Origin of the sequence: Blautia intestinihominis, from assembly GCF_040096655.1 — a bacterium.
Lineage (GTDB): Bacteria > Bacillota > Clostridia > Lachnospirales > Lachnospiraceae > Blautia_A > Blautia_A intestinihominis.
Window position 1 is genome coordinate 14,915 of record NZ_JBBMEI010000013.1, and the last position, 25,276, is coordinate 40,190.

The 25,276-nt window shown below is 46.0% G+C and carries 20 protein-coding genes; all 20 read left to right on the forward strand.

Annotated elements, in window-relative coordinates; genetic code table 11:
- Positions 1–51 precede the first annotated feature (51 nt).
- The 20 genes from cdaA to rfbD all read left to right on the forward strand — a co-directional run bounded on the left by cdaA (position 52) and on the right by rfbD (position 25,273).
- Positions 52–939, forward strand: coding sequence for a diadenylate cyclase CdaA (cdaA, locus tag WMO75_RS05890; RefSeq protein ID WP_022214310.1), 888 nt, complete (start codon positions 52–54; stop codon positions 937–939).
- Complete coding sequence (locus WMO75_RS05895) at positions 917–2,197, forward strand: CdaR family protein (RefSeq protein ID WP_022214309.1); 1,281 nt, start codon at positions 917–919, stop codon at positions 2,195–2,197. The genes cdaA and WMO75_RS05895 overlap by 23 nt, the downstream gene beginning before the upstream one ends.
- Positions 2,198–2,215: 18 nt before the next feature.
- The gene (locus WMO75_RS05900) at positions 2,216–2,479 is read left to right on the forward strand and encodes an HPr family phosphocarrier protein (protein WP_022214308.1); all 264 of its coding nucleotides are present in this window, start codon (positions 2,216–2,218) and stop codon (positions 2,477–2,479) included.
- Between the two features lie 29 nt (positions 2,480–2,508).
- Entirely contained in the window at positions 2,509–5,133 is a 2,625-nt protein-coding gene (locus WMO75_RS05905) for a L,D-transpeptidase family protein (RefSeq protein WP_118698821.1), read from the forward strand.
- Between the two features lie 60 nt (positions 5,134–5,193).
- A complete protein-coding gene (rfbB, locus tag WMO75_RS05910; RefSeq protein WP_022214306.1) occupies positions 5,194–6,276 on the forward strand; it encodes a dTDP-glucose 4,6-dehydratase in 1,083 nt (360 codons plus the stop codon).
- A 95-nt stretch (positions 6,277–6,371) separates the two neighbouring features.
- Positions 6,372–8,477: a pyridoxal-phosphate dependent enzyme gene (locus tag WMO75_RS05915; RefSeq protein ID WP_118698820.1), complete on the forward strand. Its 2,106-nt coding sequence runs from the start codon at positions 6,372–6,374 to the stop codon at positions 8,475–8,477.
- Between the two features lie 2 nt (positions 8,478–8,479).
- Positions 8,480–9,667, forward strand: a complete 1,188-nt coding sequence (locus WMO75_RS05920; RefSeq protein ID WP_349077747.1) for an ATP-grasp domain-containing protein — start codon at positions 8,480–8,482, stop codon at positions 9,665–9,667.
- Between the two features lie 15 nt (positions 9,668–9,682).
- On the forward strand, positions 9,683–10,066 hold the full coding sequence (locus WMO75_RS05925) for an EamA family transporter (RefSeq protein WP_022214302.1): 384 nt from the start codon (positions 9,683–9,685) through the stop codon (positions 10,064–10,066).
- The gene (locus WMO75_RS05930) at positions 10,063–10,407 is read left to right on the forward strand and encodes a DMT family transporter (RefSeq protein WP_022214301.1); all 345 of its coding nucleotides are present in this window, start codon (positions 10,063–10,065) and stop codon (positions 10,405–10,407) included. The genes WMO75_RS05925 and WMO75_RS05930 overlap by 4 nt, the downstream gene beginning before the upstream one ends.
- A gap of 20 nt (positions 10,408–10,427) precedes the next feature.
- Positions 10,428–11,369: a glycosyltransferase family 2 protein gene (locus tag WMO75_RS05935; RefSeq protein ID WP_022214300.1), complete on the forward strand. Its 942-nt coding sequence runs from the start codon at positions 10,428–10,430 to the stop codon at positions 11,367–11,369.
- Between the two features lie 3 nt (positions 11,370–11,372).
- Positions 11,373–12,500 (forward strand): dTDP-4-amino-4,6-dideoxygalactose transaminase, encoded by a 1,128-nt coding sequence (rffA, locus tag WMO75_RS05940; RefSeq protein WP_022214299.1) that lies wholly within the window; start codon positions 11,373–11,375, stop codon positions 12,498–12,500.
- Between the two features lie 14 nt (positions 12,501–12,514).
- Entirely contained in the window at positions 12,515–13,783 is a 1,269-nt protein-coding gene (locus WMO75_RS05945; protein WP_022214298.1) for a D-alanyl-D-alanine carboxypeptidase family protein, read from the forward strand.
- Positions 13,784–13,815: 32 nt separating this feature from the next.
- Complete coding sequence (rfbA, locus tag WMO75_RS05950; RefSeq protein ID WP_118698817.1) at positions 13,816–14,694, forward strand: glucose-1-phosphate thymidylyltransferase RfbA; 879 nt, start codon at positions 13,816–13,818, stop codon at positions 14,692–14,694.
- Between the two features lies 1 nt (position 14,695).
- On the forward strand, positions 14,696–15,265 hold the full coding sequence (gene rfbC, locus WMO75_RS05955; RefSeq protein ID WP_022214296.1) for a dTDP-4-dehydrorhamnose 3,5-epimerase: 570 nt from the start codon (positions 14,696–14,698) through the stop codon (positions 15,263–15,265).
- Positions 15,262–16,068 (forward strand): ABC transporter permease, encoded by an 807-nt coding sequence (locus WMO75_RS05960; protein ID WP_291579541.1) that lies wholly within the window; start codon positions 15,262–15,264, stop codon positions 16,066–16,068. Before rfbC ends, WMO75_RS05960 begins: the two co-directional genes overlap by 4 nt.
- 13 nt (positions 16,069–16,081) lie before the next feature.
- Positions 16,082–17,338, forward strand: coding sequence for an ABC transporter ATP-binding protein (locus WMO75_RS05965; RefSeq protein ID WP_022214294.1), 1,257 nt, complete (start codon positions 16,082–16,084; stop codon positions 17,336–17,338).
- A complete protein-coding gene (locus tag WMO75_RS05970) occupies positions 17,335–19,515 on the forward strand; it encodes a methyltransferase (RefSeq protein WP_303217379.1) in 2,181 nt (726 codons plus the stop codon). The genes WMO75_RS05965 and WMO75_RS05970 overlap by 4 nt, the downstream gene beginning before the upstream one ends.
- A gap of 12 nt (positions 19,516–19,527) precedes the next feature.
- A complete protein-coding gene (locus WMO75_RS05975) occupies positions 19,528–21,945 on the forward strand; it encodes a glycosyltransferase family 2 protein (RefSeq protein WP_349077748.1) in 2,418 nt (805 codons plus the stop codon).
- A gap of 22 nt (positions 21,946–21,967) precedes the next feature.
- Positions 21,968–24,412, forward strand: coding sequence for a glycosyltransferase family 2 protein (locus WMO75_RS05980; protein ID WP_349077749.1), 2,445 nt, complete (start codon positions 21,968–21,970; stop codon positions 24,410–24,412).
- Between the two features lie 12 nt (positions 24,413–24,424).
- Positions 24,425–25,273 carry a dTDP-4-dehydrorhamnose reductase gene (gene rfbD / locus WMO75_RS05985; protein ID WP_303019268.1) on the forward strand — a complete coding sequence of 283 codons (849 nt, stop codon included), beginning with the start codon at positions 24,425–24,427 and terminating at the stop codon, positions 25,271–25,273.
- The last annotated feature ends 3 nt before the right edge of the window (positions 25,274–25,276 follow it).

The following is a 25,276-nucleotide window of genomic DNA, read 5'->3' on the forward strand; positions in this document are numbered from 1 at the left end:
TAACAGACAGAATATAACAACAAATAAAAAGACTAGGAGGAAAGCGTGTTTATGCAGAATATCACGGGTATAATGGGAAGGTATCTTTCGGATATCAATTTACCATCCATGAATATCATTGATATCATAGAAATTATTCTGATCTCATTTTTTGTGTATCAGTTTATGGTATGGATCAAATTTACCCGTGCTTATACCCTGCTCAAAGGACTTCTGGTCATTGGCGCTTTTCTTGTGATCGCTTATATCTTCAAGATGAATACGATCCTCTGGATCGTGTCCAGGCTGGCGGGGGCACTGATTACGGCAATCGTGGTTATTTTCCAGCCGGAACTCCGCAAGGTTGTGGAGCAGCTTGGACAGAAGAAGATCATGGCTTCTATTATTCCGTTTGATTCCGGCAAGGAAGTCAAGGAACGTTTTGCAGACAAAACAGTTAACGAACTGATCAAAGCCTGCTTCGACATGGGTGAAGTCAAGACAGGAGCACTGATTGTAATTGAGCAGGAGATCCGCCTGGATGAGTATATCCGGACAGGTATTAATGTAGATGCGATCCTGACGAGCCAGCTTCTGATCAATATCTTTGAACACAATACACCACTTCATGATGGGGCGGTGATCGTAAGAAAGAACCGGATCGTGGCGGCTACCTGTTATCTTCCGCTTTCAGATAATATGGAACTGAGCAAGCAGCTTGGAACGAGACACCGTGCAGGTGTGGGAATCAGTGAGGTGACAGATTCTGTGACGATCATTGTTTCTGAGGAAACCGGTCAGGTTTCCGTGGCAGAGGGAGGAAGGCTGATGCGGAATGTCAGCAGCACTGAACTCCGTGAAGTGCTTGAGAGGGCACAGAACAAGAAAATTGTAGATAACAATAAACTGAGACAATTTTTTAAGGGGAGAGTGAAGCATGAAGAAAAAAGTGGCAAATAATATCTCTCTGAAAATCCTGTCTCTTATTATTGCAGTAGTCGTATGGCTCCTGGTTGTAAACATTGACAATCCGATCGGGACGAAGTCTTTCGTGGTTTCAGATGTACAGCTTCTAAATGAGGCATATATTGATGCAGACGGTAAGATGTGTATACAGGACAGTGAACAGACACCGATCCGTGTGACGATCAAGGCACAGCGCAAGATCCTTGATAAGCTCACAGTCGCGGATCTTCGCGCAACAGCAGATCTGCAGCAGGCAGTAAGCCTGGATACAGATCCTGTGATGGTGCCGATTACGGTTTCCTGTGAGAAGGTTTTACCGAATAATATTGAGGTAACTCCGAATAATTTGAGTCTCCATCTGGAAGATAAGGATACACAGGAATTTGTGGTAAATGTTACTACCAATAATACGAAACCAGACAAGAGATATGAGGTAGGTTCTCTGACCTCCAATCCGGAGAAAATCAAGATTACAGGACCGAAGTCTCTTATTAATAAAATAGATAAAGTGAATGCTTCTATTGATGTGGACGGGGCAACAGAGGATGTGACCCAGGAAACAGAAGTGAAGATCATTGACAAGAATGGAGAGGAATTCTCCGACACAGATGCAGGTTATCTTAATATTTCCAAAGTTTATGTGACTGCAAGGTTGTGGAAAGTTCAAACTGATGTTAAAATAAGTGCGGAATACACAGGTACTCCGGCAAGTGGATATCAGGTGGAGAGTGTCAGTACGACTCCGAATGTGATCAGTATCGCAGGAAGTGAGGAGGCACTGGACAGCCTGAAGGATCAGAATAATACAATCTGGGTATCAGGAAATGCGGTTGATATTTCAGGTCGGGACAGTGATTTTGAGGCAAAGATCAATATTTCAGATTATTTGCCGGAAGGACTGAAGCTGACCAGTGATTCCAGTGAGGATGTTTTTGTCAGAGTGAATATTCTGCCGGAAGGCAGCAATGTCTGTGAGGTTCCAACCAAGAACATTACTGTTGAGAACCAGCCGGATGGAATGCAGGTGGCATTTGATACCGCCAATATAGAAGTCCGGATAAAGAAATCCGATGAAAGCCTGGATGATCTGACAGAAGATGAAATCAAAGCTTCTATTGATCTGGATGGCAAGGAAGAGGGCAGTTATGAAGTTCCGGTAAATGTCAGTGTTCCGAAGGGATATGAACTGGTAGATGAAGTTACCACAGGCGTGGAAGTTTCCAGAATTTCCACAGCAGATACAGGTAATTAATTACAGGAGATACAGAAGATGATCAGTCAGAAGATAACAGTCAGCAATCCGTCAGGGCTGCATCTGCGCCCGGCAGGGAATTTGTGTAATGAAGCAATTAAGTATGAATCCAGAATTGAATTTCTCTTTAGCGGAGGAAGCGCAAATGCCAAAAGCGTTTTGAGCGTTCTGGGTGCCTGCGTGAAATGTGGAGATGAGATTGAACTTATCTGTGATGGCATTGATGAGCAGGCGGCAATGGAAGCTTTGACCAGTGCAATCAGCAATGGTCTTGGTGAATAAAGGTGTTATGAGAATAAGGAGGAGAAGTTGTGAAGAAACGAGTTGTGGCAGTTTTACTGAGTCTGTCTATGTGCATGGCTACTGCAGCAGAAGCGACAGTTGCCAGTGCAGCGGATTTTTCTGCGGAAATTACAGCTGCAGAGGATAATGATGAATCTGTTGCAGATGAAACAGCGGACAGTCAGGATGTAGAGGATTCTACAGTAACAATAGAGGACGGTGAAGTATCTGATGAAGAACAGAATGATGCAGAGACAACACCGGAAGCAGATGTGGCAGATGCAGCTGATTCAGAGGATGAAGTAGTTGTAGATTTCAGCCCAGAAGAAGATTTTACTTCTGATGCAGTATCAGCAGACCAGGTTGTTGATGACAGCACAGCTGATGCAGTTTCTTATACAGGAGAGAATGTAGTAAGCAGCACAGAGGCAGTTCTTTCTTATCACAGATGGGAGCCAATCACTGTTGGTGGACAGCTCAGATGGAAACTTGAAAAAATCAGTGGAACCAAGACAGCATCCGCAGAGGAAGCAGGAGATGCTGTACAGACAGACGATGCAGCAGATGCTGATGTTTCAACAGATGAGGCTGTTGAGGCAGATGTGGCAGGAGAAGCAGAAGAAACATCTGAAACAGATGGAGAAACAGCGGAGGTATCCGGAACAGTCGAGGAAGCAGCAGATGCAGCAGAAGAAGTATCTGAAATTACCGAAGATACGGATACAGATGCAGTGAGTACAACAAAATCTTACTACACAGCAACGGATGGTCTGGTAAAGATCACCACACTGGATGGAGATGGAAATACAGTTTTCACCGCAAAATACGCTTTTGATGAGAAAGGCTATCTGATCACAGGAACAAGCCTTGTAGGCACCAACGGAAATGACCGCTATTATTTTGCAACAGCAGATGAAGTAGAGATCACAAAACCGGATGTAAACAGTGCTTACAGTGAAGTTGTAGCTCCATACAACTCCGCACTTGGTCAGATGCAGACAAATAAATGGGTATGGGATGGAAAGAAATTCACATACTTTAACAAGACAGGTGTCCTGGAATCCAAAAAAGAGGGAATCTACAAGATCGGCAGTGACTATTATTATCTCAAGAGCACCGGTGTGCCGTTCATAGGAGAAAAAAGCACTACATACAATGGCAAATCAGGACTTTACTGGTTCAAGAGTGCATCCGGTTCAAAGGATATTCCGGGTAAGATGGCAAGAAATACCTGGATTGGAATCAACAACAACAGATGGCGTTACTTCGGAAGTGACGGACGTTATGTAAAGAAAGGTGTCGGAGCATACAAGGTTCTGAATAACAGCTCCAGGCTGTATCTCCTTGATGCAAACGGATATCTTATCAAAGGAAAACAGGTCAAAGGCGCTGATGGATATTATTACATGTCCAACAGCTCAGGTATTGCATATGCAAACCGTCTTGTTAAGGTTGGAAACTATAGATACTACTTTACTTCCAACGGCCGTCGTGCAACATGGAGAAATCGCTGGGTACAGCTTGCAGGAACAGGTTCTACCAAGTACGGCAGATATTACTACTTCGGAAGCGTTGCAGGACGTGTAGAAGAAAAGAAGGGAATGCAGAAGGTAGTTGTTAACAACAAATTTATCGGATGGTTCCTGTTTACAAATGGTGGTAACAACTACCAGAAAGCATGGAGTGGTTCCAGATACTTCCTCGAAGACGGACGTATGGCAAGTGGTGTTACCAAGGTAAATGGCAAATACTATTTCTTCCAGAGATCCAGCACAACACAGTATCGTGGTCAGATGTATAAAGGAACCTGGATCAAGTATAATAATAAATATTATTATGCAGCATCCAATGGTGTTCTTCCGGTTTCCGGATGGAGAAGAATCAGATGTGACGGTAAGATGTATTACTTCTGCTTCTCCAATTGTGCAGCACTGACAAACAGAAGTGCTACCCGCGCAGGAACCAAGGGATGGCTGGACAGCAGAGGAAGATTTACAACAGGATGGGTAACCATCGATTCCAGCAGAAACCTGGCACGTTATATCAACCCGGCAACAGGTAAATGGTATAGAAATACCTCAGCATGGATTGACGGTGTAAACTATCGTTTCAATAAATACGGAAACCGTGTTTATGACAGAACCAGCGAGTTCAAGCGCAACAGATATTATCTGGAATGTGACCGTACAAACGGTGTTATGACTGTATACACAGACAGCAGCAAGAAGTATCCGATCAAGACGATCCGTGTTTCCGTAGGTAATCCTACATCACTGACTATAGCAGGAACCTTCACACTGACAAGATCTCTTCGCTGGCAGCCGCTGATGGGACCATCCTGGGGACAGTATGGTACTCATGTAGTAAATGGAATCTTTGTTCATTCCGTAGCAAGTGGTCTGATGAATGGAAATAACCTTCCGGCAAGCGAATATCTGAAACTTGGAAGCCCTGCATCTCATGGATGTATCCGTGCCTGCGTTGCAGACGCGAAATGGGTATATGAGAACTGCAATGGTTCCAAGCTCCGCGTATTCGATGGTAAATACAGTGCCGATGAATGCTACAAGGGACCTCTGGGAAGAAGACCTCTTACACCACTGAGAGGGAGCAAGACTTTCGACCCGACAGACCCGAATTACGCAAACAGATAATCAGAACAAAATAAACGCTCTCCCCTGGGGGGAGGGCGTTTTTCAGGAGGAAAAGAAAATATGAGAACATACCTGGTAACAGGCGGTGCCGGATTCATCGGTTCCAACTACATTCATTACATGTTTCAGAAATACGACAACGAGATCCGTATCATCAATGTAGACAAGCTGACGTATGCAGGAAACCTTGAGAACCTCAAGGACATTGAGAATAGAGAGAACTACACTTTCGTTAAGGCTGATATCTGCGACAGCGAAGCTATCATGAAGATCTTTGATGAGAATGATATTGACCGTGTCGTTCATTTTGCAGCAGAGAGCCATGTAGACAGAAGCATCCGTAACCCGGAAGTCTTTGTCAAGACAAACGTACTTGGTACTCTGGTCATGCTGAATGCAGCCAAATCTGCATGGGAACTTCCGGATGGAACCTTTAAACCGGACAAGAAATTCCTTCATGTATCCACAGACGAAGTATACGGCTCCCTCGAGGAAGATGGCGGCTTTTTCTATGAGACAACTCCATATGATCCGCACAGCCCGTACTCTGCAAGCAAGGCATCCTCTGATATGCTGGTAAAATCCTACATGGATACCTACAAATTCCCGGCAAACATCACAAACTGCAGTAACAACTACGGACCATACCAGTTCCCGGAGAAACTGATCCCGCTGATCATCAACAATGCGCTCCAGGGCAAGAAGCTTCCGGTATATGGTGACGGCAAGAATGTCCGCGACTGGCTCTATGTTATGGATCATGCCAAGGGAATCGACATGGTACAGGAGAAGGGACGTCTGTTCGAGACATATAACATCGGCGGACACAATGAGAAACAGAATATCCAGATCATCCATATCATTCTTGATACTCTTCAGGAAATGCTTCCGGAGGGAGATCCGCGTAAAGAACTCGTAAGCGAAAACCTGATCACTTACGTAGAGGACCGCAAGGGTCATGACCGTCGTTATGCGATCGCACCGGACAAGATCAAAGAAGAAGTTGGCTGGTATCCGGAGACATGTTTTGAGGATGGAATTCGCCTGACGATCCAGTGGTTCTTTGAGCATGAGGACTGGATGAAGAATGTTACCAGTGGTGACTATCAGAAATATTACAACGAAATGTACAAAACCAAATAAAACGCTCCGATCATTCAGACGGAGGCTGGAAATGCTGCAGGCATCGGAGGAGTCTCTGAGGCTTGCGGCATTTTTTGATGTTAGAAAGGATAATCATGAAAAAGATTGTAATCATCGGGGCAAATGATTTTCAGAAGCCACTGATTCAAAAAGCAAAAGAAATGGGATATGAAACGCACGTATTCGCCTGGAGAGAGGGCGCAACCGGTGCGGAGGATGCGGATTTTTTTTATGAGATCAGTATTGTGGAGATGGATGCGATCCTGGAAGAATGCCGGAAGATCAAACCGGATGCAGTTGCTACCATAGGCTCAGATCTTGCGAATATCACGGTACAGTATCTGGCAGAGAAACTGGGACTTCCGGGAAACAGCAGTGAATGTATCAGGCAGTCTACCAACAAATATGCCATGCGGAGCGCTTTCCAGAAAGCCGGGATCCCGGTTCCGTATTTTGCATGCGTCGGAGAAGGCGAGAGCGTGGAACCGGAGCATTTCCCGGTGATCGTCAAACCGACAGATCGTTCCGGCAGCAGAGCGATCACCAAGGTCACAGATCCGTCTGAACTTCCGGCAGCGATCGAAGCCGCGATCGCACAGTCTTTTGAGAAGAAAGCGATCGTGGAAGAATATATTTCCGGAGCAGAATACAGTGTGGAAACGATCAGCTATCGGGGAAAACACACCTGCCTTGCAATTACCAGGAAATTTACGACTGGAAGTCCGCATTATATCGAGGTTGGTCATTTACAGCCGGCTCCACTGACAGATGATATAAGAAAGCAGGTAGAAGAGACCGTATTTCGTGCACTGGATGCACTGGGAGTGGAATTTGGAGCGGGACACAGTGAACTCAGGATCAATAAAAAAGGCGAGATCCGCATTATAGAGATCGGGTCACGTATGGGCGGCGACTGCATTGGTTCCGACCTTGTACCTCTTTCGACCGGACAGGATTTTGTGGGCATGGTTGTGGACACCGCAGCCGGAAATCCGCCTGTCATCAAAGCGAATGAGCCGCATATATCTGCGATCCGTTTCCTGATGAATGAAAATGACCTGCGTCTTTTGAATGATATCAAACAGAATCATCCATCTAATCTCAAAAAAGTTGTGATCGAGGGCGATGTAAAAACCGCCAGCATCACAGACAGCAGCAGCCGTCCGGGATTTTTTATCCTGCAGGCAGAGTCTTATGAAGAGATGGAAACACTCCTTCATCATGGACCGTGGGAAAATCCAATCCATGTTTTTGACACACCGGTTCAGAAACTCCGCTATAATGATGGCAAAAATACATTTTTTATGAAGAGAGATGATCTTCTTCCGTTTGCTTTTGGTGGAAACAAGGTGCGTTTTGCGCGGAAGTTTGTGGAAGATATGCAGGAAGAGCATTGCGACAGCATGATCATCTACGGAAATTATCACTCCAATCTCTGCCGTATCCTTGCAACGCTTTGTCATGAGCTGGAGATCCCGTGCTATATGGTCCATAATACTGAGGATATCAAAGAAGACAGAGAGACGAGTAACAGCCGTATCATCCGGCAGATGGGAGTTGTAGAGATCCCATGCGGCAAGGCGGGAATCGCAGCAGCAGTGGAACAGGCTATGGCAGAACTGCGTGAAAAGGGATACAAACCGTATTATATTTACGGGAATTCCAGAGGCCAGGGCAGAGAATGGGTTCCGATGAGAAGCTACGAAGCTGTGTATGACGAGATCTGCTGTTACGAAAACAGACACGGTGTTCATTTTGACTATATTTTTCTTGCATCCAGTACAAATGCGACACAGTCCGGACTTCTTGCGGGAAGTCTGCGTCAGGGAGATGACCGCAGGATCGTGGGGATCTCCGTTTCCCGAAATGCCGCAAGAGGCAGGGAAGTCATCACCGGAAATCTCAGAGAATATGCAGAAAAATTCCACAGAACACTTCCGGACGATCTGGAAGACCATATTCATTTTACAGATTCCTATATGGAGGGCGGATATGGTGCATGGTCAGAACCGGCAGCAGATCTGATCCGTCAGATCTATGGCAGTGAAGGAATCCCTCTTGATATGACCTATACAGGAAAGGCTTTTTATGGTATGGTTAAATATCTGGAAGAGAATCAGATCCAGGGAAAACAGATCCTGTTTCTTCATACAGGAGGAACACCTCTGTTTTTTGACTTTCTTGAACAAGAGGATAAATAAGCATGAAAAAATTAATGATCCTGGGAGCGAGTTATTCTCAGCTCCCTCTTTATGAAGCTGCCAGGAAGCTTGGCGCAGCAACCGTAGCCGCCAGCACACCGGGAGACTGGCCGGGATTTGCAGTGGCAGATGAGAGCGTCTATGCAGACATCACCAATCCGGAAGCAATCCTTAAAGTAGCACAGGAAAAGGGAATCGATGGCATTGCAACCTGTTGTCTGGATGCAGGCGTGCGTGCACTTGGATACACCTGTGAGAAGATGGGGCTGATCGGTCCGTCAGCCAGAGCTGCTGATATTAGCAATGATAAATTCAAGATGAAAGAAGCTTTTATGGCAGGAGGCGTGCAGTGCGCGAGACATATCTGCATCCACAGTCTGGAAGAACTGGAAGAAGCACTTGAGAAACTGGAATTTCCGGTAGTCCTCAAGGCTGTAGACCTTATGGGAAGCAGAGGAATCTTTCGCTGCAATACCAGGGAGGAGACTTTTTTCTATTATAATAAGACTATGGAAGCAACACGAAAGGACTACTGTCTGGTCGAAGAATTTATCGAGGGTCAGGTGCTCGGATGTGAAGCTATGATCCGTGATGGAAAACTGCTTTACTGTCTGCCGAACAATATCGAAGCTTTTCAGAGCTATGTGCCGACTCCGATCGGTCATTCCGTTCCGTACAGGAAACAGGAAGAACTTGGGGCAGAGGTCCGGCATCAGGTAGAACTTGCCATCAAAGCAGTGGGACTTGATAACTGTCCGGTTAACTGCGACCTGATCGAAAAAGACGGAAAGATCTATGTGATCGAGATCACCGGAAGAGCGGGAGGAACCTGCCTGCCGGAAATGGTAAGCATTTATTATGGAATCAACTATTACGAGGCGATCGTCCGACTGGCTCTCGGAATGGATGTGGAAGAGATGTTCCGTGGCAAAACATCCGGTGTGGCAAATCTTTCCAGAACGCTGCTTTCAGAGAAAGATGGTGTTGTAAAAGCTATCCACAATGAGAATGAACCGGCAGAGGATATTATGGATCTTTCCTTTAATATTGCACCGGGTGAGGAAGTACATCACTACACAAACGGCAGAGACCGGCTGGGTCAGGTGATCCTTCAGGGAGAAAGCCTTGAGTCCTGCGAGAAACGTCTGCAGGAGATTTTGTCGAAAATAAACATTGAATTTACGGTATGATTGTGAGAGAATAACATGAGAAATTACATTAGTTCAAAAAAAAGTATTTTTCTGATGCTTCATATCAGCCTTCTGTTCAGTTCACTGAGTGGAGTCTGCTCCAAAATGGCATCCCGGTATACAGATCATATATTCTCTGTGAGCTTTATTTTCTGGTTCGGGCTTGTTTTTGTGATCATGTTTGGATATGCGATCATCTGGCAGCAGATCCTGAAACGGATGCCGCTGACTGTTGCCTATGCCAACCGTCCGGTCACACTGATATGGGGAATCATATGGGGAGCACTGATCTTTGGCGAAAAAGTCACCTGGAATATGATCGCAGGTGCGGCCGTAATCTTTGCCGGGATTTATCTTGTAACAGGAGAGGATGGAGAGAAAGGCGGTGAGAATTCATGAACCGTCTGGAGATATCTGTCTGCATTCTGCTTTTTTCTGTGTTTATTTCATCTGTTTCCCAGATCTTACTGAAAAAAGCAGCCAACAGAACCTACGAGAGTCCACTGAAAGAATATCTGAATCCGCTGGTGATAGGAGCGTATGGAATGTTTTTCTGCTCTGTGATCCTGACGATGCTGGCACTTAAGTATGTGCCGCTTTCCATGTCACCGATCCTGGAATCTACAGGTTATATTTTTGTGTCGGTGATGGGATACTTTTTTCTGAAAGAGAAATTTACGAAGAGAAAACTGGCAGGATTTGCACTGATCCTGGCAGGAGTTATTATATTTAACATATAGAGAAATGAGGGATATAGGACATGCTGGTATCCATTGTCATACCATGCTATAATTCAGAACATACCATCGGCAAAGTGGTAGAACTGGCTATAGAAGAATTTGAGAAACTGAAAGACTACGAGTGTGAATTTGTGCTGGTCAACGATTATTCCAGGGATGGAACGTGGAATGCGATCCATGCATTGGCAGAGAAGCATCCGAATGTCAAGGGAATCAACCTTGCCAAGAATTTCGGACAGCACAATGCGATCATGGCGGCTATGAATCATACGGAGGGAGATCTGATCATTGGAATGGATGATGACATGCAGAACCATCCGTCGCAGATTCCACTTTTTCTGGACAAGATCCAGGAGGGATATGACATTGTATTCGGCGTGTTCAAAGAACGAAAGTTTTCTGCATTCAAGAATCTGACAGGAGCAGTCAGCAGATTTCTTCTGTGGCATCTGCTGGACCGTCCGAAGGATATCCAGATGAGCAGTTTCTGGTGCTGCCGCCGTTATGTGCGTGATGAGATCGTGAAGTATGATGGATACAATATCTTCCTTCAGGTACTGTTTTTCCGCACAACACATAATATTGCCAATATCGAGATCGAGCACTTTGAACGCGAGGTAGGAACGTCTAACTATAACTTCCGCAAGGGACTGAATCTGTTTCTTTCCTGCCTGAATTTTACAGTGATCCCGCTCCGTGTGTCGACATTTTTCGGAACATTGTTTTCAGCGGCTGGCTTTATCGGGGCAATCGTTGTACTGGTCCGTAAGCTTCTGGATCCAACGATCGCGATTGGCTGGTCTTCTCTGATGTGCGCGATGCTGGTGCTCTTTGGAATTGCATTCCTGATGCTCGGAATCATCGGAGAATATCTCGGTAAGCTGATGCTGAATATCAACAGGACTCCTCAGTACGTGATCCGGGATAAGGCAAATATCACATCCGAAGAAGAAAAGAGGTAATACATGATAGATTTTAACAGACCGGCGATCGTCGGAAATGAATTAAAATATATTCAGGATGCTGTGGCGCAGGGGATGCTCTGTGGAGACGGCAAGTATACAAAGCTCTGCTCAGAGTGGATGAAGAAACGCTTTGATGTAAATCAGGTTTTTCTTACGACTTCCTGTACACATGCACTGGAGATGGCGGCTTTTCTCTGTGACATTCAGCCGGGGGATGAGGTGATCATGCCTTCCTACACGTTTGTTTCAACTGCAGATGCATTCGTGCTTCGCGGAGCAAAGATCGTTTTTGTAGATATCCGTCCGGATACCATGAATATTGATGAGAACCTGATCGAGCAGGCGATCACAGACAAGACCAGGGCGATCGTTCCTGTCCACTATGCAGGTGTGGGCTGTGAGATGAACAAGATCATGGAACTTGCGAAGAAATACAACCTCAAAGTTGTTGAGGATGCCGCACAGGGCGTGGAGGCATATTACCACGGCAAGGCTCTTGGAACGATCGGCGATTTTGGCTGCTACAGTTTCCATGAGACAAAGAACTATACGATGGGAGAGGGCGGCGCGCTCGTTTTCCAGAAAGACGAATACCAGGAAAAAGCAGAGATCCTTCGTGAGAAGGGAACTGACAGAAGCAAATTTTTCCGTGGACAGGTAGACAAATACCGCTGGATCGATTATGGATCTTCCTATCTTCCGAGTGAGATGAATGCGGCATATCTTTATGCACAGCTTGAGGAATGTGAAAAGATCAATCACAAACGCCATGAGATCTATGATTATTATCATGCAAATCTTAAGAATCTTGAGGACGAGGGCAAGATCCAGCGTCCGTTTGTGCCGGAAGGCTGTGTGCATAATGCACATATGTATTATATCAAGACCAGGGATCTGTCCGTAAGGAGCCGTCTGATCGCTTACCTCAAAGAAAATGGTATCTGTACAGCATTCCACTATGTTCCGCTGCACAGTTCACCGGCCGGCGAAAAATTCGGCAGATTCAGCGGCGAGGATGTATATACAACAAGAGAGAGTGAGCGTCTGGTGCGTCTTCCGATGTTCTACGATCTCTCAGAGACAGATATGGAATACATTGTAGAAAAAATACAGCAATTTGAGTTTTAAATGGAGGTAACACCATGAAAAAAAGAATATGCCAGATGGCTGCGTTGGGAAGTGCTCTGCTTCTGGCGTTTTCTGCACCCGTACAGGCAGCTGCTGTTACTACGAACGGTACGCCTGCGGCAGTTGCGACCAATAATATTCAGAACTGGCCGGCTGGTCCGGAAACTACATCGGAAGCAGCGGTTCTGATCGATGCCGATACAGGAGCGGTTCTTTATGACAAGGGAATGAATGAATGCCGTTATCCTGCAAGTACGACGAAACTGATGACGATCCTTCTGGCAACCGAAAACAGTTCGCCGAGGGATATTGTAACATTTACAGAGACAGGAATCCGTGACGTGACTTGGGACAGCAGTAATATCAATGCACAGCTCGGGGAGCAGATGACAATGAAAGACTGCTGGTTTGCTGCCTACATTAAGTCTGCGAATGAAGTCTGTGCACAGATTGCAGAGTATGTCGGCGGTTCAGAGGCGAATTTTGTCGATATGATGAATCAGAGAGCCAAAGAGCTTGGCTGTACGCACACACATTTCGCAAATGCCAGCGGTCTTCCGGATGAAAATCATTATTCCAGTGCCCTGGATCTCGCAAAGATCATGCGTGCAGGACTCCAGAATGCGAGATTCCGCAAGGTGATCGAGAGAGTCGGCTACACGATTCCGGCAACAAACTTAAGTGAATCCAGACCGATGCACACACATATGCCGCTGATGGCAAAGGAATCTGATCTTTATTATGAAGGATGTATCGGAGGAAAGACCGGGTTTGCGAATGAAGCAGAGCATACACTGGTTGTTGCGGCGGAGAGAAACGGCAGGACTTATATTGCAGTGACCATGAGGGCTGCTGATCTGGGAATCAACTGTACAGACAGTACTGCATTATTTGACTATGCATTTAATAATTTTGATACAATTGATGTAAATGGAACAAAGATGACGGTTCCGGCGGGAACTACAGTCAATGATCTGACTACAGAAAGCGTAGACAGAAACGGAAAAACCATGAACCGTTATTATTACAATGGGCAGTATGTAGGGTATGTGGTGGCTGCAGATCCTACACCGACACCTACGGAGGCTCCGCAGAATGAGGAGGAAGCGACAGCAGACATTTCGACGGATCAGACTGCAGAGCAGACGGAAACAGCAGTACAGGACAGCCAGACGGAAACAAAGGGACTTTCCCAGACATCCAAAATCCTTCTTGGAGTTATGGCTGGTATGGGTGTACTCCTGATCATTCTTCTGATCCTGCTTCACAGAAAAAATTATTAGAGTACTTTTATAAGATAAAAGGAGGACAATCAATGAAAGGTATTATTTTAGCAGGCGGCTCCGGAACCAGATTATATCCGCTGACCAAAGCAATTTCCAAACAGATCATGCCGGTATACGACAAACCGATGATCTATTATCCACTGTCAACTCTGATGCTTGCAGGAATCCGTGAGATCCTGATCATCTCCACACCACGTGACCTTCCGGTATTCCGTGAACTGCTCGGAGATGGTAAGCAGCTTGGCATGAGATTTGAATATGCAGTGCAGGAACAGCCAAGAGGACTGGCAGATGCGTTCATCATCGGTGCTGACTTTATCGGCAATGATGCAGTGGCACTTGTCCTCGGAGACAATATCTTCTATGGACAGAGCTTCTCCAGAGTACTTCTGAATGCTTACAAGCGTACAGAGGAAGAAAAGGGAGCAATTATTTTCGGCTACTATGTAAGAGACCCGAGAGAATACGGTGTTGTAGAATTTGATGAAAACGGCAGAGCCCTTTCCATCGAAGAAAAACCGGAGCATCCGAAGTCAAACTATGCAGTTCCGGGACTTTATTTCTATGACAATGATGTTGTGGAGATCGCAAAGAACGTGAAACCGTCCGCAAGAGGCGAGATCGAGATCACCAGCATCAACAACGAATACCTGAGAAGAGGAACTCTTAAAGTAGAAACTCTTGGAAGAGGATTTGCATGGCTGGATACAGGAAACCATGATTCTCTTCTTGATGCGGCAGATTTCGTTGCGGCATTCCAGAAACGTCAGGGACTTTATATTTCCTGTATCGAGGAGATCGCGTACAAACGTGGATTTATCACAAAAGAGCAGCTTGTCGAACTGGCACAGCCGCTTCTCAAGACTGCCTATGGCAAATATCTGATCGAAGTAGCGGAGGGATTATAAAATGGGTAAGATCACAGTAGAAACCTGTCATATCGAAGGACTTAAGGTCATCACACCAACTGTATTCGGGGATGAACGCGGTTATTTCATGGAAACATACAATTACAATGATTACAAGGCAGCAGGAATCGACATGGAATTCGTTCAGGATAACCAGTCAAGCTCCCGCAAGGGCGTTCTCCGCGGACTTCATTTCCAGATCAACTATCCGCAGGACAAGCTTGTACGTGTTGTAAGCGGAGAAGTGTTTGATGTTGCTGTTGATCTGAGAGAAGGTTCTGAGACTTACGGACAGTGGTACGGTGTTGTTCTGTCTGCTGAGAATAAGAAACAGTTCTTCATCCCGAAGAATTTTGCACACGGATTTGTTGTACTTTCTGATACAGCAGAGTTCGCATACAAATGTACAGACTTCTATCATCCGAATGATGAGGGTGGACTTGCATACAATGATCCTGACATCGGCGTACAGTGGCCGATCCCGGAGGATATGGAACTGATTCTTTCTGACAAAGACCAGAAATGGGGAAGCTTCAAGGAATACACTGCAAACAGGGGTAAAAAGGATTGAATAAAAATACCTGGCTGCCTGGAGAAATCTACAGAAACAGAAGATTAGTCTTTTCTCTGGCAAAAAATGATTTCAAAACAAAATATGCCGGTTCCTATTTCGGAACAGTATGGGCGTTTATCCAGCCGATCGTTACGATCTGTGTCTACTGGTTTGTGTTTGGTCTGGCACTTCGGAATGGTTCTGACAAGGGCGTTCCGTTTGTACTCTGGCTGATCGCAGGTCTTATCCCGTGGTTTTTCTTCCAGGAGGGACTGACGGGTGGAACGAATGCACTTCTGGAATATAATTATCTGGTCAAGAAAGTGGTATTCAATATCCGCATCCTGCCGGTAGTAAAGGTATTTTCAGCGGTGTTTGTCCATTGCTTTTTTGTAGTGATCGTTCTGGTGATCTACACCTGCATGGGATACCCGCCGAGCCTGTACGCCCTGCAGCTTGTGTACTACAGTTTCTGTATTTTTATGCTGATCCTTGCTGTGACTTATATGACAAGTGCGGCAGTCGTATTTTTCCGCGACTTAAGCCAGATCATCAACATTGTCCTGCAAGTAGGTGTCTGGGTGACTCCGATCATGTGGGACTTCAATGATCTCGGGCTTGGCGGGATCCTTCAGAAAATACTCAAACTGAATCCGCTGTTTTATATTGTCCAGGGGTATCGTGACTCCCTGATAAACAAAGTGGCAATCTGGGACCACCCTGTACTGACACTTTATTTCTGGGTATTCACGCTGGCAGTATTTATCTTCGGAACCAGACTGTTCAAAAAACTTCAGGTACACTTTGCAGATGTACTGTAACATGGAGAGTAGAATGAGTGAATTTGCAATTCAGGTAAAACATCTGGACAAGATGTACAAATTATATAACAAACCCTCAGACCGTCTCAAAGAGGCACTGGGGTTCAAGGTTCCGGTGCGGGAGCATTATGCGCTCCGCGATGTGAGCTTTGAGGTCCGAAGGGGCGAGACCGTGGGAATCATCGGAACAAATGGTTCCGGTAAATCCACGATCCTTAAGATCATCACAGGCGTACTGAATCCTACCGGCGGCGAAGTGACGGTAGATGGACGTATCTCAGCACTTCTTGAGCTGGGAGCCGGATTCAATATGGAATACACAGGGATCGAAAACGTTTATCTCAACGGAACCATGATGGGATTTTCCAAAGAAGAAATTGATTCCCGTCTGCAGGATATTCTGGATTTTGCTGATATCGGAGATTTTGTCCACCAGCCGGTCAAGGCGTATTCAAGCGGTATGTTTGTCCGCCTTGCTTTTGCAGTGGCGATCAATATCGATCCGGAGATCCTGATCGTAGATGAGGCGCTTTCTGTAGGAGATGTTTTCTTCCAGGCAAAATGCTACCGTAAGTTCGAAGAATTCAAGAAGATGGGAAGGACCATCCTTTTTGTAAGCCATGATCTGAGCAGTATCGCGAGATACTGTGACAGGGTCGTTCTTCTGAACAAGGGTGTGAAGCTGGAAGAGGGATCACCGAAGCAGATGGTAGATATGTACAAGCAGCTTCTGGTCGGGCAGGACCCGACGAAGCAGCAGGTGCAGGAAGAGAAGCCGAAGGAAAGCTGGAGTGAAGAATTCCAGGTCAATCCGAACATGCTGGAATATGGCAGTAAGCTTGCAGAGATCACAGACTTTGCCGTGATCGATGACAAGGGCAGATCCACGAATACCATCGAGAAAGGAAGTTCCTTCCAGATCCGCATGAAAGCTGTGTTCCACGAGGCGATCCAGGAGCCGATCATGGCATATACTTTCAAGGATATCAAGGGTACGGAGATCACCGGAACCAATACCATGTTCGAAAAGATGCATATCGAGCATTCGGATGAAGGTGACACCTGTACGGTGACTTTCACACAGAAGATGTTCCTTCAGGGCGGAGAGTATCTGCTCGCATTTGGCTGCACGGGATACAAGGATGGAGAATTCACGGTATTCCACAGACTTTATGATGCATGCAACATCACGGTTGTTTCCGAACAGAACACCGTAGGTTTTTATGACATGGATTCACAGGTAGAGATACAATACGGAGAAGAAAAATGAGTGAAAAAATAGGACAGGTTGTGCTGGATGACACGTATTATCCGGGAAAAGATTTATATACAGACGGTGCGATCGAAGATGAGATGCTGGAGATCGCCAGGACTTATCCAGAAGAAAAATGGAATCAGGTGATCGCAGAGCGCAAAAGCTGGCCGATCCTGTATCATTTTTCACATATCAGAGAAAATATCTTAAGCTGGCTTCCATTCACAGGAGAAGAAAATGTCCTGGAGATCGGTTCCGGCTGCGGCGCGGTGACTGGCGCACTGTGTAAGAAGGCAAAGAGCGTGACCTGTATCGAACTGTCACGCAAGAGAAGCCTGATCAATGCCAACAGACATAAGGACTTTGATAATCTTAAGATTCTTATGGGCAACTTTCAGGATATTGAGAAAAATCTTACCGAAAAGTATGATTACATCACGCTGATCGGTGTATTTGAATATGGAGAGGCTTATATTCAGAGCAGTACTCCTTATGTAGATTTCCTGAAGATCATTTCCAGACATCTCAAACCGGACGGCAAGATCGTCCTTGCGATCGAAAACCGTTTTGGACTGAAATACTGGGCGGGCTGTACAGAAGATCATTTCGGAACGCTTTTTGAAGGACTGGAAGGATATCCGACGACAAAAGGTGTCAAGACCTTTACGAAGAAGGAATTCAATGCCATCTTACGAGAGGCAGGGGACCTCAAAGCATCCTGGTATTATCCATTTCCAGACTACAAACTTCCAATGACGATCTATTCTGATGAGCGTCTTCCGTTCAAGGGCGAACTGAACAGGCTGGAGACGAATTATGACAGACTGCGCCTGCAGCTTTTCCAGGAGTCACCAGTATATGATTCTCTTCTGGACAATGATCTGTTCCCGGAGTTTTCCAATTCATTCCTTCTTCTGATCGGCAGGGAAAAGCCGGAGATCGCAACGGTATATTCCAAATTTTCCAATGAGAGATCATCGGAATTCGCCCTTCGTACCGATATCTGCAAAGAAGGCAAAAAAGATCGTTTTGTTCGAAAAGTTCCGACAGAAACTACAGCAGAGAAACATGTACGGAATCTGGAATCCCTTTCCAGAGAGATGGCAAGGATCTATGCCAAAGAAGGTCTGGAACTGAACCAGTGCATACTGGAAAAACAGGGTGTCCGTCTGGAATTCCTCAAGGGAAAGACGCTGGAAGAACATCTCGATGCGCTGGTAGAACAGGGCAGAAACGAAGAGGCAGAGAAGCTTCTGTTCCGTTATGTTGAGAAGGTACGCCGGATCCACAGTGGAGAAGCTTTTTATAAAACACCGGAATTTGTCAAAGTATTCGGAAATGTTTCACAGGAAGGAACACTTTCCTGTAGTGGAATCTCCAATATCGATCTGATTCCGGCAAATATTCTGATCGACAATGACAGGATTTCCGTGATCGATTATGAGTGGACGTTCCGTTTCCCGATCCCGGGCAACTTTATCATTTACAGGATGATCCATTATTATCTGGAAAGTGACGGCAAGCGCCGTGCGCTCAAGGATATGGATTTCTATACGAAGGCAGGTCTGACAGAGAAAGAACTGGAGATCTATGCTGCAATGGAGCGTAATTTCCAGAATTATATCAAGGGCAGCCATGTACCGCTTCTTGACATGTATGAGGATGTTTCACCGGGCAAAGTTGATGTACTGTCTTATTATGAGCAGCTCCGGATCGCAGGTGCAGAGCGGAAACTGCAGGTATTTTATGACAGAGGAAATGATTTCAACGAAAGCGATTCAGCCGTCTATCCGATGGCGAAGACCGGACTTTCTCTGAAGATTCCGATTTCGAAGGATGCAAAACGTCTGAGACTTGATCCTGGTGAGGCAGCAGGAGGACTTCTCCTTCACAGACTTGCCTTTGATGATGGCAGCAAGGCTGTTTTTTACAGTAACGGATTTGACATGGGCGATGGAAGATATTATTTCGGAGCCGGTGACCCGCAGTTTATCATTGAGCATGTTCAGGGCAAAACTCTGGATATCGAGATCGAAGTATTGAAAGAGCAGGAAGCAAGGGAAGAATTCTGGCAGAAATTCTCACAGGTATCTTCACAGAAAGAGCAGGAGATCCAGAGACTGAACCAGAAAATACAGCAGATGGAAAACACAAAAGTCTGGAAGCTGTACCGAAGCATTAAAAAAAATTAAAGAGGATGTAGAATGGGTGATTTTTGTTTCAGCATAGATGAAGAACGTTACGATGACAGACATGGTCATGTGCTGAGTCTGGACGGATGGTATTCACATCCTGACAGAAAAACATATGGATTTGAACTTCTGGGAGATGGCTATGATACGGTAGAACTGCCAGAGATCCAGAGACGGGAGCGACCGGATGTCGCACAGGCTCTTGGATGTGAATTCGGGGATTTTCTGCCGGGATTTACCGTTCAGATCCCGGAGGTACTGAAACTGGCAGAGAAATATCAGAGTCTGGAACTTTTTCTCCGCGACGGGGAAGAACGTGTCAGTATCTGGGAGATCAGTGCAGACGAACTGGATGAATTGATCAAAGAAAATCTTGTGGAATATCATCTGGACCGTGTTGAGATCCTGTATGATACGATGCTGGAGATCCAGGGATGGGTCGTTGATCAGAGAGGAAGCGTGGAAGTGACGGTACATCAGGAGGATGCATCACTTCTGGACTGCCGGATCAGCAGAGGACGCAGACCGGATGTGGTCGAGAGAAGGAATCTTGATGAGGAATATAAGACGCAGGAGATCGGATTCCGGATCTCTGCGGCGCTTCCGGAGATCAAAGGCGGAGAGATCATTCTTCATTTCTGTGGTGATTCTGTCACCAAAACATATACGATTGACATCGAGGAACTTCGGAAACAAAATAAACCAAAAGGATTCTTAAGCAGGCTTTTTGGCAAAGAGAGTGTGGCAGAAGGTGGATATGAAGCATGGCTTGCGCGCCATAAGGTGGATAAGAGAACCCTTCGCAGGCAGAAACATTCTGCTTTTGCACAGAAGCCGCTCATCAGCATTGTGATTCCGCTGTACTGCACACCGCTTCCTTATCTTAAGGAACTGCTGGAGTCTGTCCGCAGACAGTCCTATGAGAACTGGCAGCTCTGTCTGGCAGACGGAAGCCCGGATGACAAGGCAAAAGAATTCATTGAGAAGCATTACGGCAGAGAGAAACGTATTGTTTACCGCAAGCTGGAAGAGAATGGCGGGATCTCCGTCAACACAAATGAGGCGGTCGCGCTGGCAGCAGGCGAGTATCTTATGCTCTGCGATCACGATGACACCCTGGAACCGGATGCTCTCTATGAGATCGTCAAAGCGATCAACGATACAGGTGCCGATGTGCTTTATACCGATGAGGATAAGGTCAGCATGGACGGCCGGCATTACTTTGACCCGAATTTCAAACCTGACTTTAACCTGTTCCGTCTGAGGGAAAACAACTATATCTGTCATATTTTTGTTGTGAAAAAAAGCCTGACAGACGAAACGGGACTTCTCCGGTCTGAATTTGACGGCGCGCAGGATTTTGATTTTATCTTACGCTGCTGCGAAAAGGCGCAGAAGATCACGCATATCCCGAAAGTGCTGTATCACTGGAGATGCCACATGGACTCCACAGCGGCAGATCCTTCCAGCAAGGCATACGCATATGAAGCAGGAAGAAAAGCCGTCCGTGAGCATTACCAGAGACTGGGCATCGATGCGAAGGTGGAGATGACAGAACGTCCTGGCTGGTATCGAAGCCATGTGAAGGTTCAGGGAAATCCACTTATTTCTGTCATTATTCCGAACAAAGATCATACAGATGATCTGGAGCTGTGCCTGTTTTCTATGACACGGAAATCAACATATCGCAATTATGAGATCCTGATCGTAGAGAACAACAGCGAGAAGGAAGAAACCTTTGAATATTACAGAAAACTCCCGGACCGTTATCCGAAGGCGAGGGTACTGACCTGGGAAAAAGAATTCAACTATTCCGCGATCAACAATTTCGCTGCGAAGGAAGCGAAGGGAGAGTATCTTCTTTTCCTGAACAACGATGTGGAGATCCTGACACCGGACTGGATGGAAGAAATGCTCCAGAACTGCCAGCAGGAAAACGTGGCGGCTGTGGGAGCGAAGCTTTATTACCCGGATGATACGATCCAGCATGCGGGTGTTGTCCTGGGACTTGGAGGCATCGCAGGCCATATCATGTGCCGTGCATCGAAAGAAGACCCGGGCTATTTTGGACGTATGATCAGCGTGCAGGAGATCAGTGCGGTGACAGCGGCGTGCATGATGGTAAAGAAATCCGATTTTGATGCCGTGGGCGGTCTTGATGAGACTTTCCAGGTGGCATTTAATGATATCGATCTGTGCATGAAATTCCGTGCGGCAGGAAAGAAGATCATTTTTACACCGTATGCAGAACTGTATCACTATGAATCAAAATCAAGAGGACTGGAAGATACACCGGAAAAACAGTTCCGATTTGACAAAGAAGTAAAGAGATTCCAGGAGAAATGGGCGCAGCAGCTTGAGATGGGGGACCCGTATTACAGCCCGAATCTTTCTGTGACAGAAGGGGACTGTTCCCTGAGAGAAGACTGAGAAATGAGGTTGGATATAGATTATGGCAAGAGAAATTTTTGAAGTGACCAAGGACAGGTTCCATCTTCAGAATCCATGTTGTTACATCCTTCAGGGAACCTGGCCAAAAGAAGCAAGAATGCGTGCCTGCCTGGACGGATCAGAAGTAAAGGCAGAGATCAAGAAACTGGAGATGGTCAGTGCACTGGAGCGTTTCAAGGATCCTGATCTGATGCGCGGCGAGAGGATCACGGCTGAGATCCGTCTCCCGGAATCACTGGAAGGCTTTCAGAAACTTTCCGTTTATGCAGATATGCCGGACAAAAACTTCTGCTGGTTTTCTGTTCCGGTCAAAGAACTGGAACGACGCAGAGGCAAACCGCAGTTTTTTATCGAAGAAGAAAAGGTGCAGCAGGGCTTCCTGAGAGTACGTGGATGGGCTGTGGCATCTGAACCGGTCAAAATTCAGATCTTTGATGAAAATAAAGAGAAGATTTCAGCAGAAATCCTCCGTACAGAACGTGTCGACGTGGAACAGCTTTATGAGGAGACAGAGATCCATGATAAGACAGGATTCTTTGTAGAACTGACAAACCTTACAGGCAAATTTGTCTATATTGTTTTTTATGCAGGAAATACGAAGTCTGTCCATATCGCACACCTTCAGCCGACTGTCGTCCTTCGCAAAAAGGTCGAGAAATATGCCAAAAAGGGCTTACGTTACTGGAGAAGCCAGGGAAGCGTGGCGCTGGTGGGCAAAATCGCAGCCAAGGTTAAGACAGCTTCTACAAGAGAAATTCCATATCAGAAGTGGATCCTCAGGCATCTTCCGAGCCAGAAAGAACTGGAGAAACAGAGAAGAGAGAAATTCGACTTCCAGCCAAAGATCTCTATCGTGATCCCGTTATACAAGACCCCTGAGAAATACTTAAGACAGCTGGTTGATACCGTCAAGGCACAGACTTATCCGAACTGGGAACTCTGTCTTTCTGACGGAAGCGGTGCAGATTCACCGATCGCAGGACTCCTTAAGGAGCTTGCAGCATCGGATGAACGTATCAAAGTAGTTCCTCATGACCAGCAGCTTCAGATCTCTGAGAATACCAATGCAGGAATCGAGATCGCAACGGGGGATTACATCGCTTTTGCAGATCATGACGATGAACTGACACCGCATGCACTGTTTGAGTGCGTCAAGGCCTTGAATAAAGACCGCAGGATCCGTGTTCTGTATTCTGATGAAGATAAGATGTCGATGGATGGACATAAGTTCTTCCAGCCGCATTTCAAACCAGATTACAACCCAGATCTTCTCTGTACCGTAAACTATATCTGCCATCTGTTTGTGGTTGACAGAGAGATCATTAATAAAGTCGGTACTCTCCGCAGTGAATTTGACGGCGCGCAGGATTATGATTTTATTTTCCGCTGTATTGAGGCGGTAGATCCTTCAGAAATCTATCATATCCCGAAGATCCTGTACCACTGGAGATGTCATGAGGACTCCACGGCCGAGAATCCGGAGAGCAAGGCGTATGCATTTGAGGCAGGAAAACGTGCGATCGAGGCACATTATGAGAGAACAGGCATCCATGCGGAAGTATACCAGGGAGAGTTCCTGGGACTTTACAGAACAAGATTTATCCGTGACCATGATCCGCTGATCTCCATCATCATTCCGAATAAGGATCATATTGATGATCTGAAACGCTGCATGGATTCAATCGATAAGAAATCAACGTATCAGAACTACGAATACATCATTGTGGAAAACAACAGTACAGATGATAAGACCTTTGCATATTACAAGGAACTGGAAGCATCCAACCCGAAAGCACATGTTGTTTACTGGGACAGAGAGTTCAACTATTCCGCGATCAACAACTACGGCGCATCCTTTGCGAAGGGCGAGTATATCCTGCTTCTGAACAATGACACAGAGATCATCAATGATGACTGTCTGGAAGAACTTCTTGGCTACTGTATGAGAAGTGATGTAGGTGCAGTCGGTGCGAGAATGTATTATGAGGATGATACGATCCAGCATGCCGGTGTAGTTATTGGCTTTGGTGGAATCGCAGGACACTGTTTCGTGCTCCAGCCTCGTGGAACGACAGGCTATTGCCACAGGATCATCTGCGCGCAGGATTACAGTGCGGTGACAGCAGCCTGCATGATGGTGAAGAAAGAAGCATTTGATAAGGTAGGCGGTCTGACAGAAGAACTTGCCGTTGCCTTTAATGATATTGATTTCTGTATGAAGCTCCGTGCAGCCGGATACCTGATCGTGTATAATCCATATGCAGAACTGTATCACTACGAATCCAAATCCAGAGGACTTGAGGACACACCGGAAAAAGTGGCACGTTTCAACAAAGAGATCCAGATCTTTGAGAAACGCTGGCCGGATATCCTGAGAAACGGCGATCCGTATTACAATCCAAATCTGACCTTAAAGAGTCAGGATTTTTCACTGAGACGTATATAGGAGGATTTTCTGATGAAAGTATTAGTAACAGGCGTAAAAGGACAGCTTGGCTATGATGTAATGAACGAGCTGGCAAAAAGAGGCTACGAAGGAGTCGGCGTTGATGTTGCCGAGATGGACATCACAGACAGCGCGGCCGTAGAAAAAGTGATCTCAGAAGTTCATCCGGATAAAGTTGTCCACTGTGCAGCGTGGACTGCTGTGGATGCAGCGGAGGATAACCAGGAGGTCTGCCACAAAGTAAATGTGGATGGAACAGCAAATATTGCAAAGATGTGTGGAAAACTCGACATTCCGATGATATACATCAGCACAGACTATGTGTTTGACGGACAGGGAATCCGCCCGTGGGAGCCGGATGATCCGGTCGTAGAGCCGCTGAATGTCTATGGACAGTCCAAATACGAAGGTGAAGTTGCCGTGGAAAAATATGCTCCGAAGCACTACATCGTGCGTATTGCATGGGTATTCGGACTGAACGGCAAAAACTTCATCAAGACCATGATCAATCTTGGCAAAACACATGATACCCTGACTGTTGTAAATGACCAGATCGGTACACCGACTTACACCTACGACCTTGCAAGACTTCTTGTAGATATGCTGGAAAAAGAAGAGTACGGCAAATACCATGCAACAAATGAAGGCGGCTACATTTCCTGGTATGATTTTGCAAAAGAGATCTTCGCTCAGGCAGGTATGGATGTCAAAGTCCTCCCGGTAAGTTCTGCGGAATATCCGGCAAAGGCAAAACGTCCGTCCAACAGCCGTATGGAGAAGAAGAAACTCGACGAGCATGGATTTACCCGTCTTCCGGACTGGAAAGATGCTGTTGGACGTTATCTGAAGGAAATTATGTAAACT

Excerpts from the sequence above, each read along its gene's own strand:
- cdaA (WP_022214310.1), top strand. The coding sequence starts at position 52 with ATGCAGAATATCACGGGTATAATGGGAAGGTATCTTTCGGATATCAAT.
- WMO75_RS05895 (WP_022214309.1), top strand. The coding sequence starts at position 917 with ATGAAGAAAAAAGTGGCAAATAATATCTCTCTGAAAATCCTGTCTCTT.
- WMO75_RS05900 (WP_022214308.1), top strand. The coding sequence starts at position 2,216 with ATGATCAGTCAGAAGATAACAGTCAGCAATCCGTCAGGGCTGCATCTG.
- rfbB (WP_022214306.1), top strand. The coding sequence starts at position 5,194 with ATGAGAACATACCTGGTAACAGGCGGTGCCGGATTCATCGGTTCCAAC.
- WMO75_RS05915 (WP_118698820.1), top strand. The coding sequence starts at position 6,372 with ATGAAAAAGATTGTAATCATCGGGGCAAATGATTTTCAGAAGCCACTG.
- WMO75_RS05920 (WP_349077747.1), top strand. The coding sequence starts at position 8,480 with ATGAAAAAATTAATGATCCTGGGAGCGAGTTATTCTCAGCTCCCTCTT.
- WMO75_RS05925 (WP_022214302.1), top strand. The coding sequence starts at position 9,683 with ATGAGAAATTACATTAGTTCAAAAAAAAGTATTTTTCTGATGCTTCAT.
- WMO75_RS05930 (WP_022214301.1), top strand. The coding sequence starts at position 10,063 with ATGAACCGTCTGGAGATATCTGTCTGCATTCTGCTTTTTTCTGTGTTT.
- WMO75_RS05935 (WP_022214300.1), top strand. The coding sequence starts at position 10,428 with ATGCTGGTATCCATTGTCATACCATGCTATAATTCAGAACATACCATC.
- rffA (WP_022214299.1), top strand. The coding sequence starts at position 11,373 with ATGATAGATTTTAACAGACCGGCGATCGTCGGAAATGAATTAAAATAT.
- WMO75_RS05945 (WP_022214298.1), top strand. The coding sequence starts at position 12,515 with ATGAAAAAAAGAATATGCCAGATGGCTGCGTTGGGAAGTGCTCTGCTT.
- rfbA (WP_118698817.1), top strand. The coding sequence starts at position 13,816 with ATGAAAGGTATTATTTTAGCAGGCGGCTCCGGAACCAGATTATATCCG.
- rfbC (WP_022214296.1), top strand. The coding sequence starts at position 14,696 with ATGGGTAAGATCACAGTAGAAACCTGTCATATCGAAGGACTTAAGGTC.
- WMO75_RS05965 (WP_022214294.1), top strand. The coding sequence starts at position 16,082 with ATGAGTGAATTTGCAATTCAGGTAAAACATCTGGACAAGATGTACAAA.
- WMO75_RS05970 (WP_303217379.1), top strand. The coding sequence starts at position 17,335 with ATGAGTGAAAAAATAGGACAGGTTGTGCTGGATGACACGTATTATCCG.
- WMO75_RS05975 (WP_349077748.1), top strand. The coding sequence starts at position 19,528 with ATGGGTGATTTTTGTTTCAGCATAGATGAAGAACGTTACGATGACAGA.
- WMO75_RS05980 (WP_349077749.1), top strand. The coding sequence starts at position 21,968 with ATGGCAAGAGAAATTTTTGAAGTGACCAAGGACAGGTTCCATCTTCAG.
- rfbD (WP_303019268.1), top strand. The coding sequence starts at position 24,425 with ATGAAAGTATTAGTAACAGGCGTAAAAGGACAGCTTGGCTATGATGTA.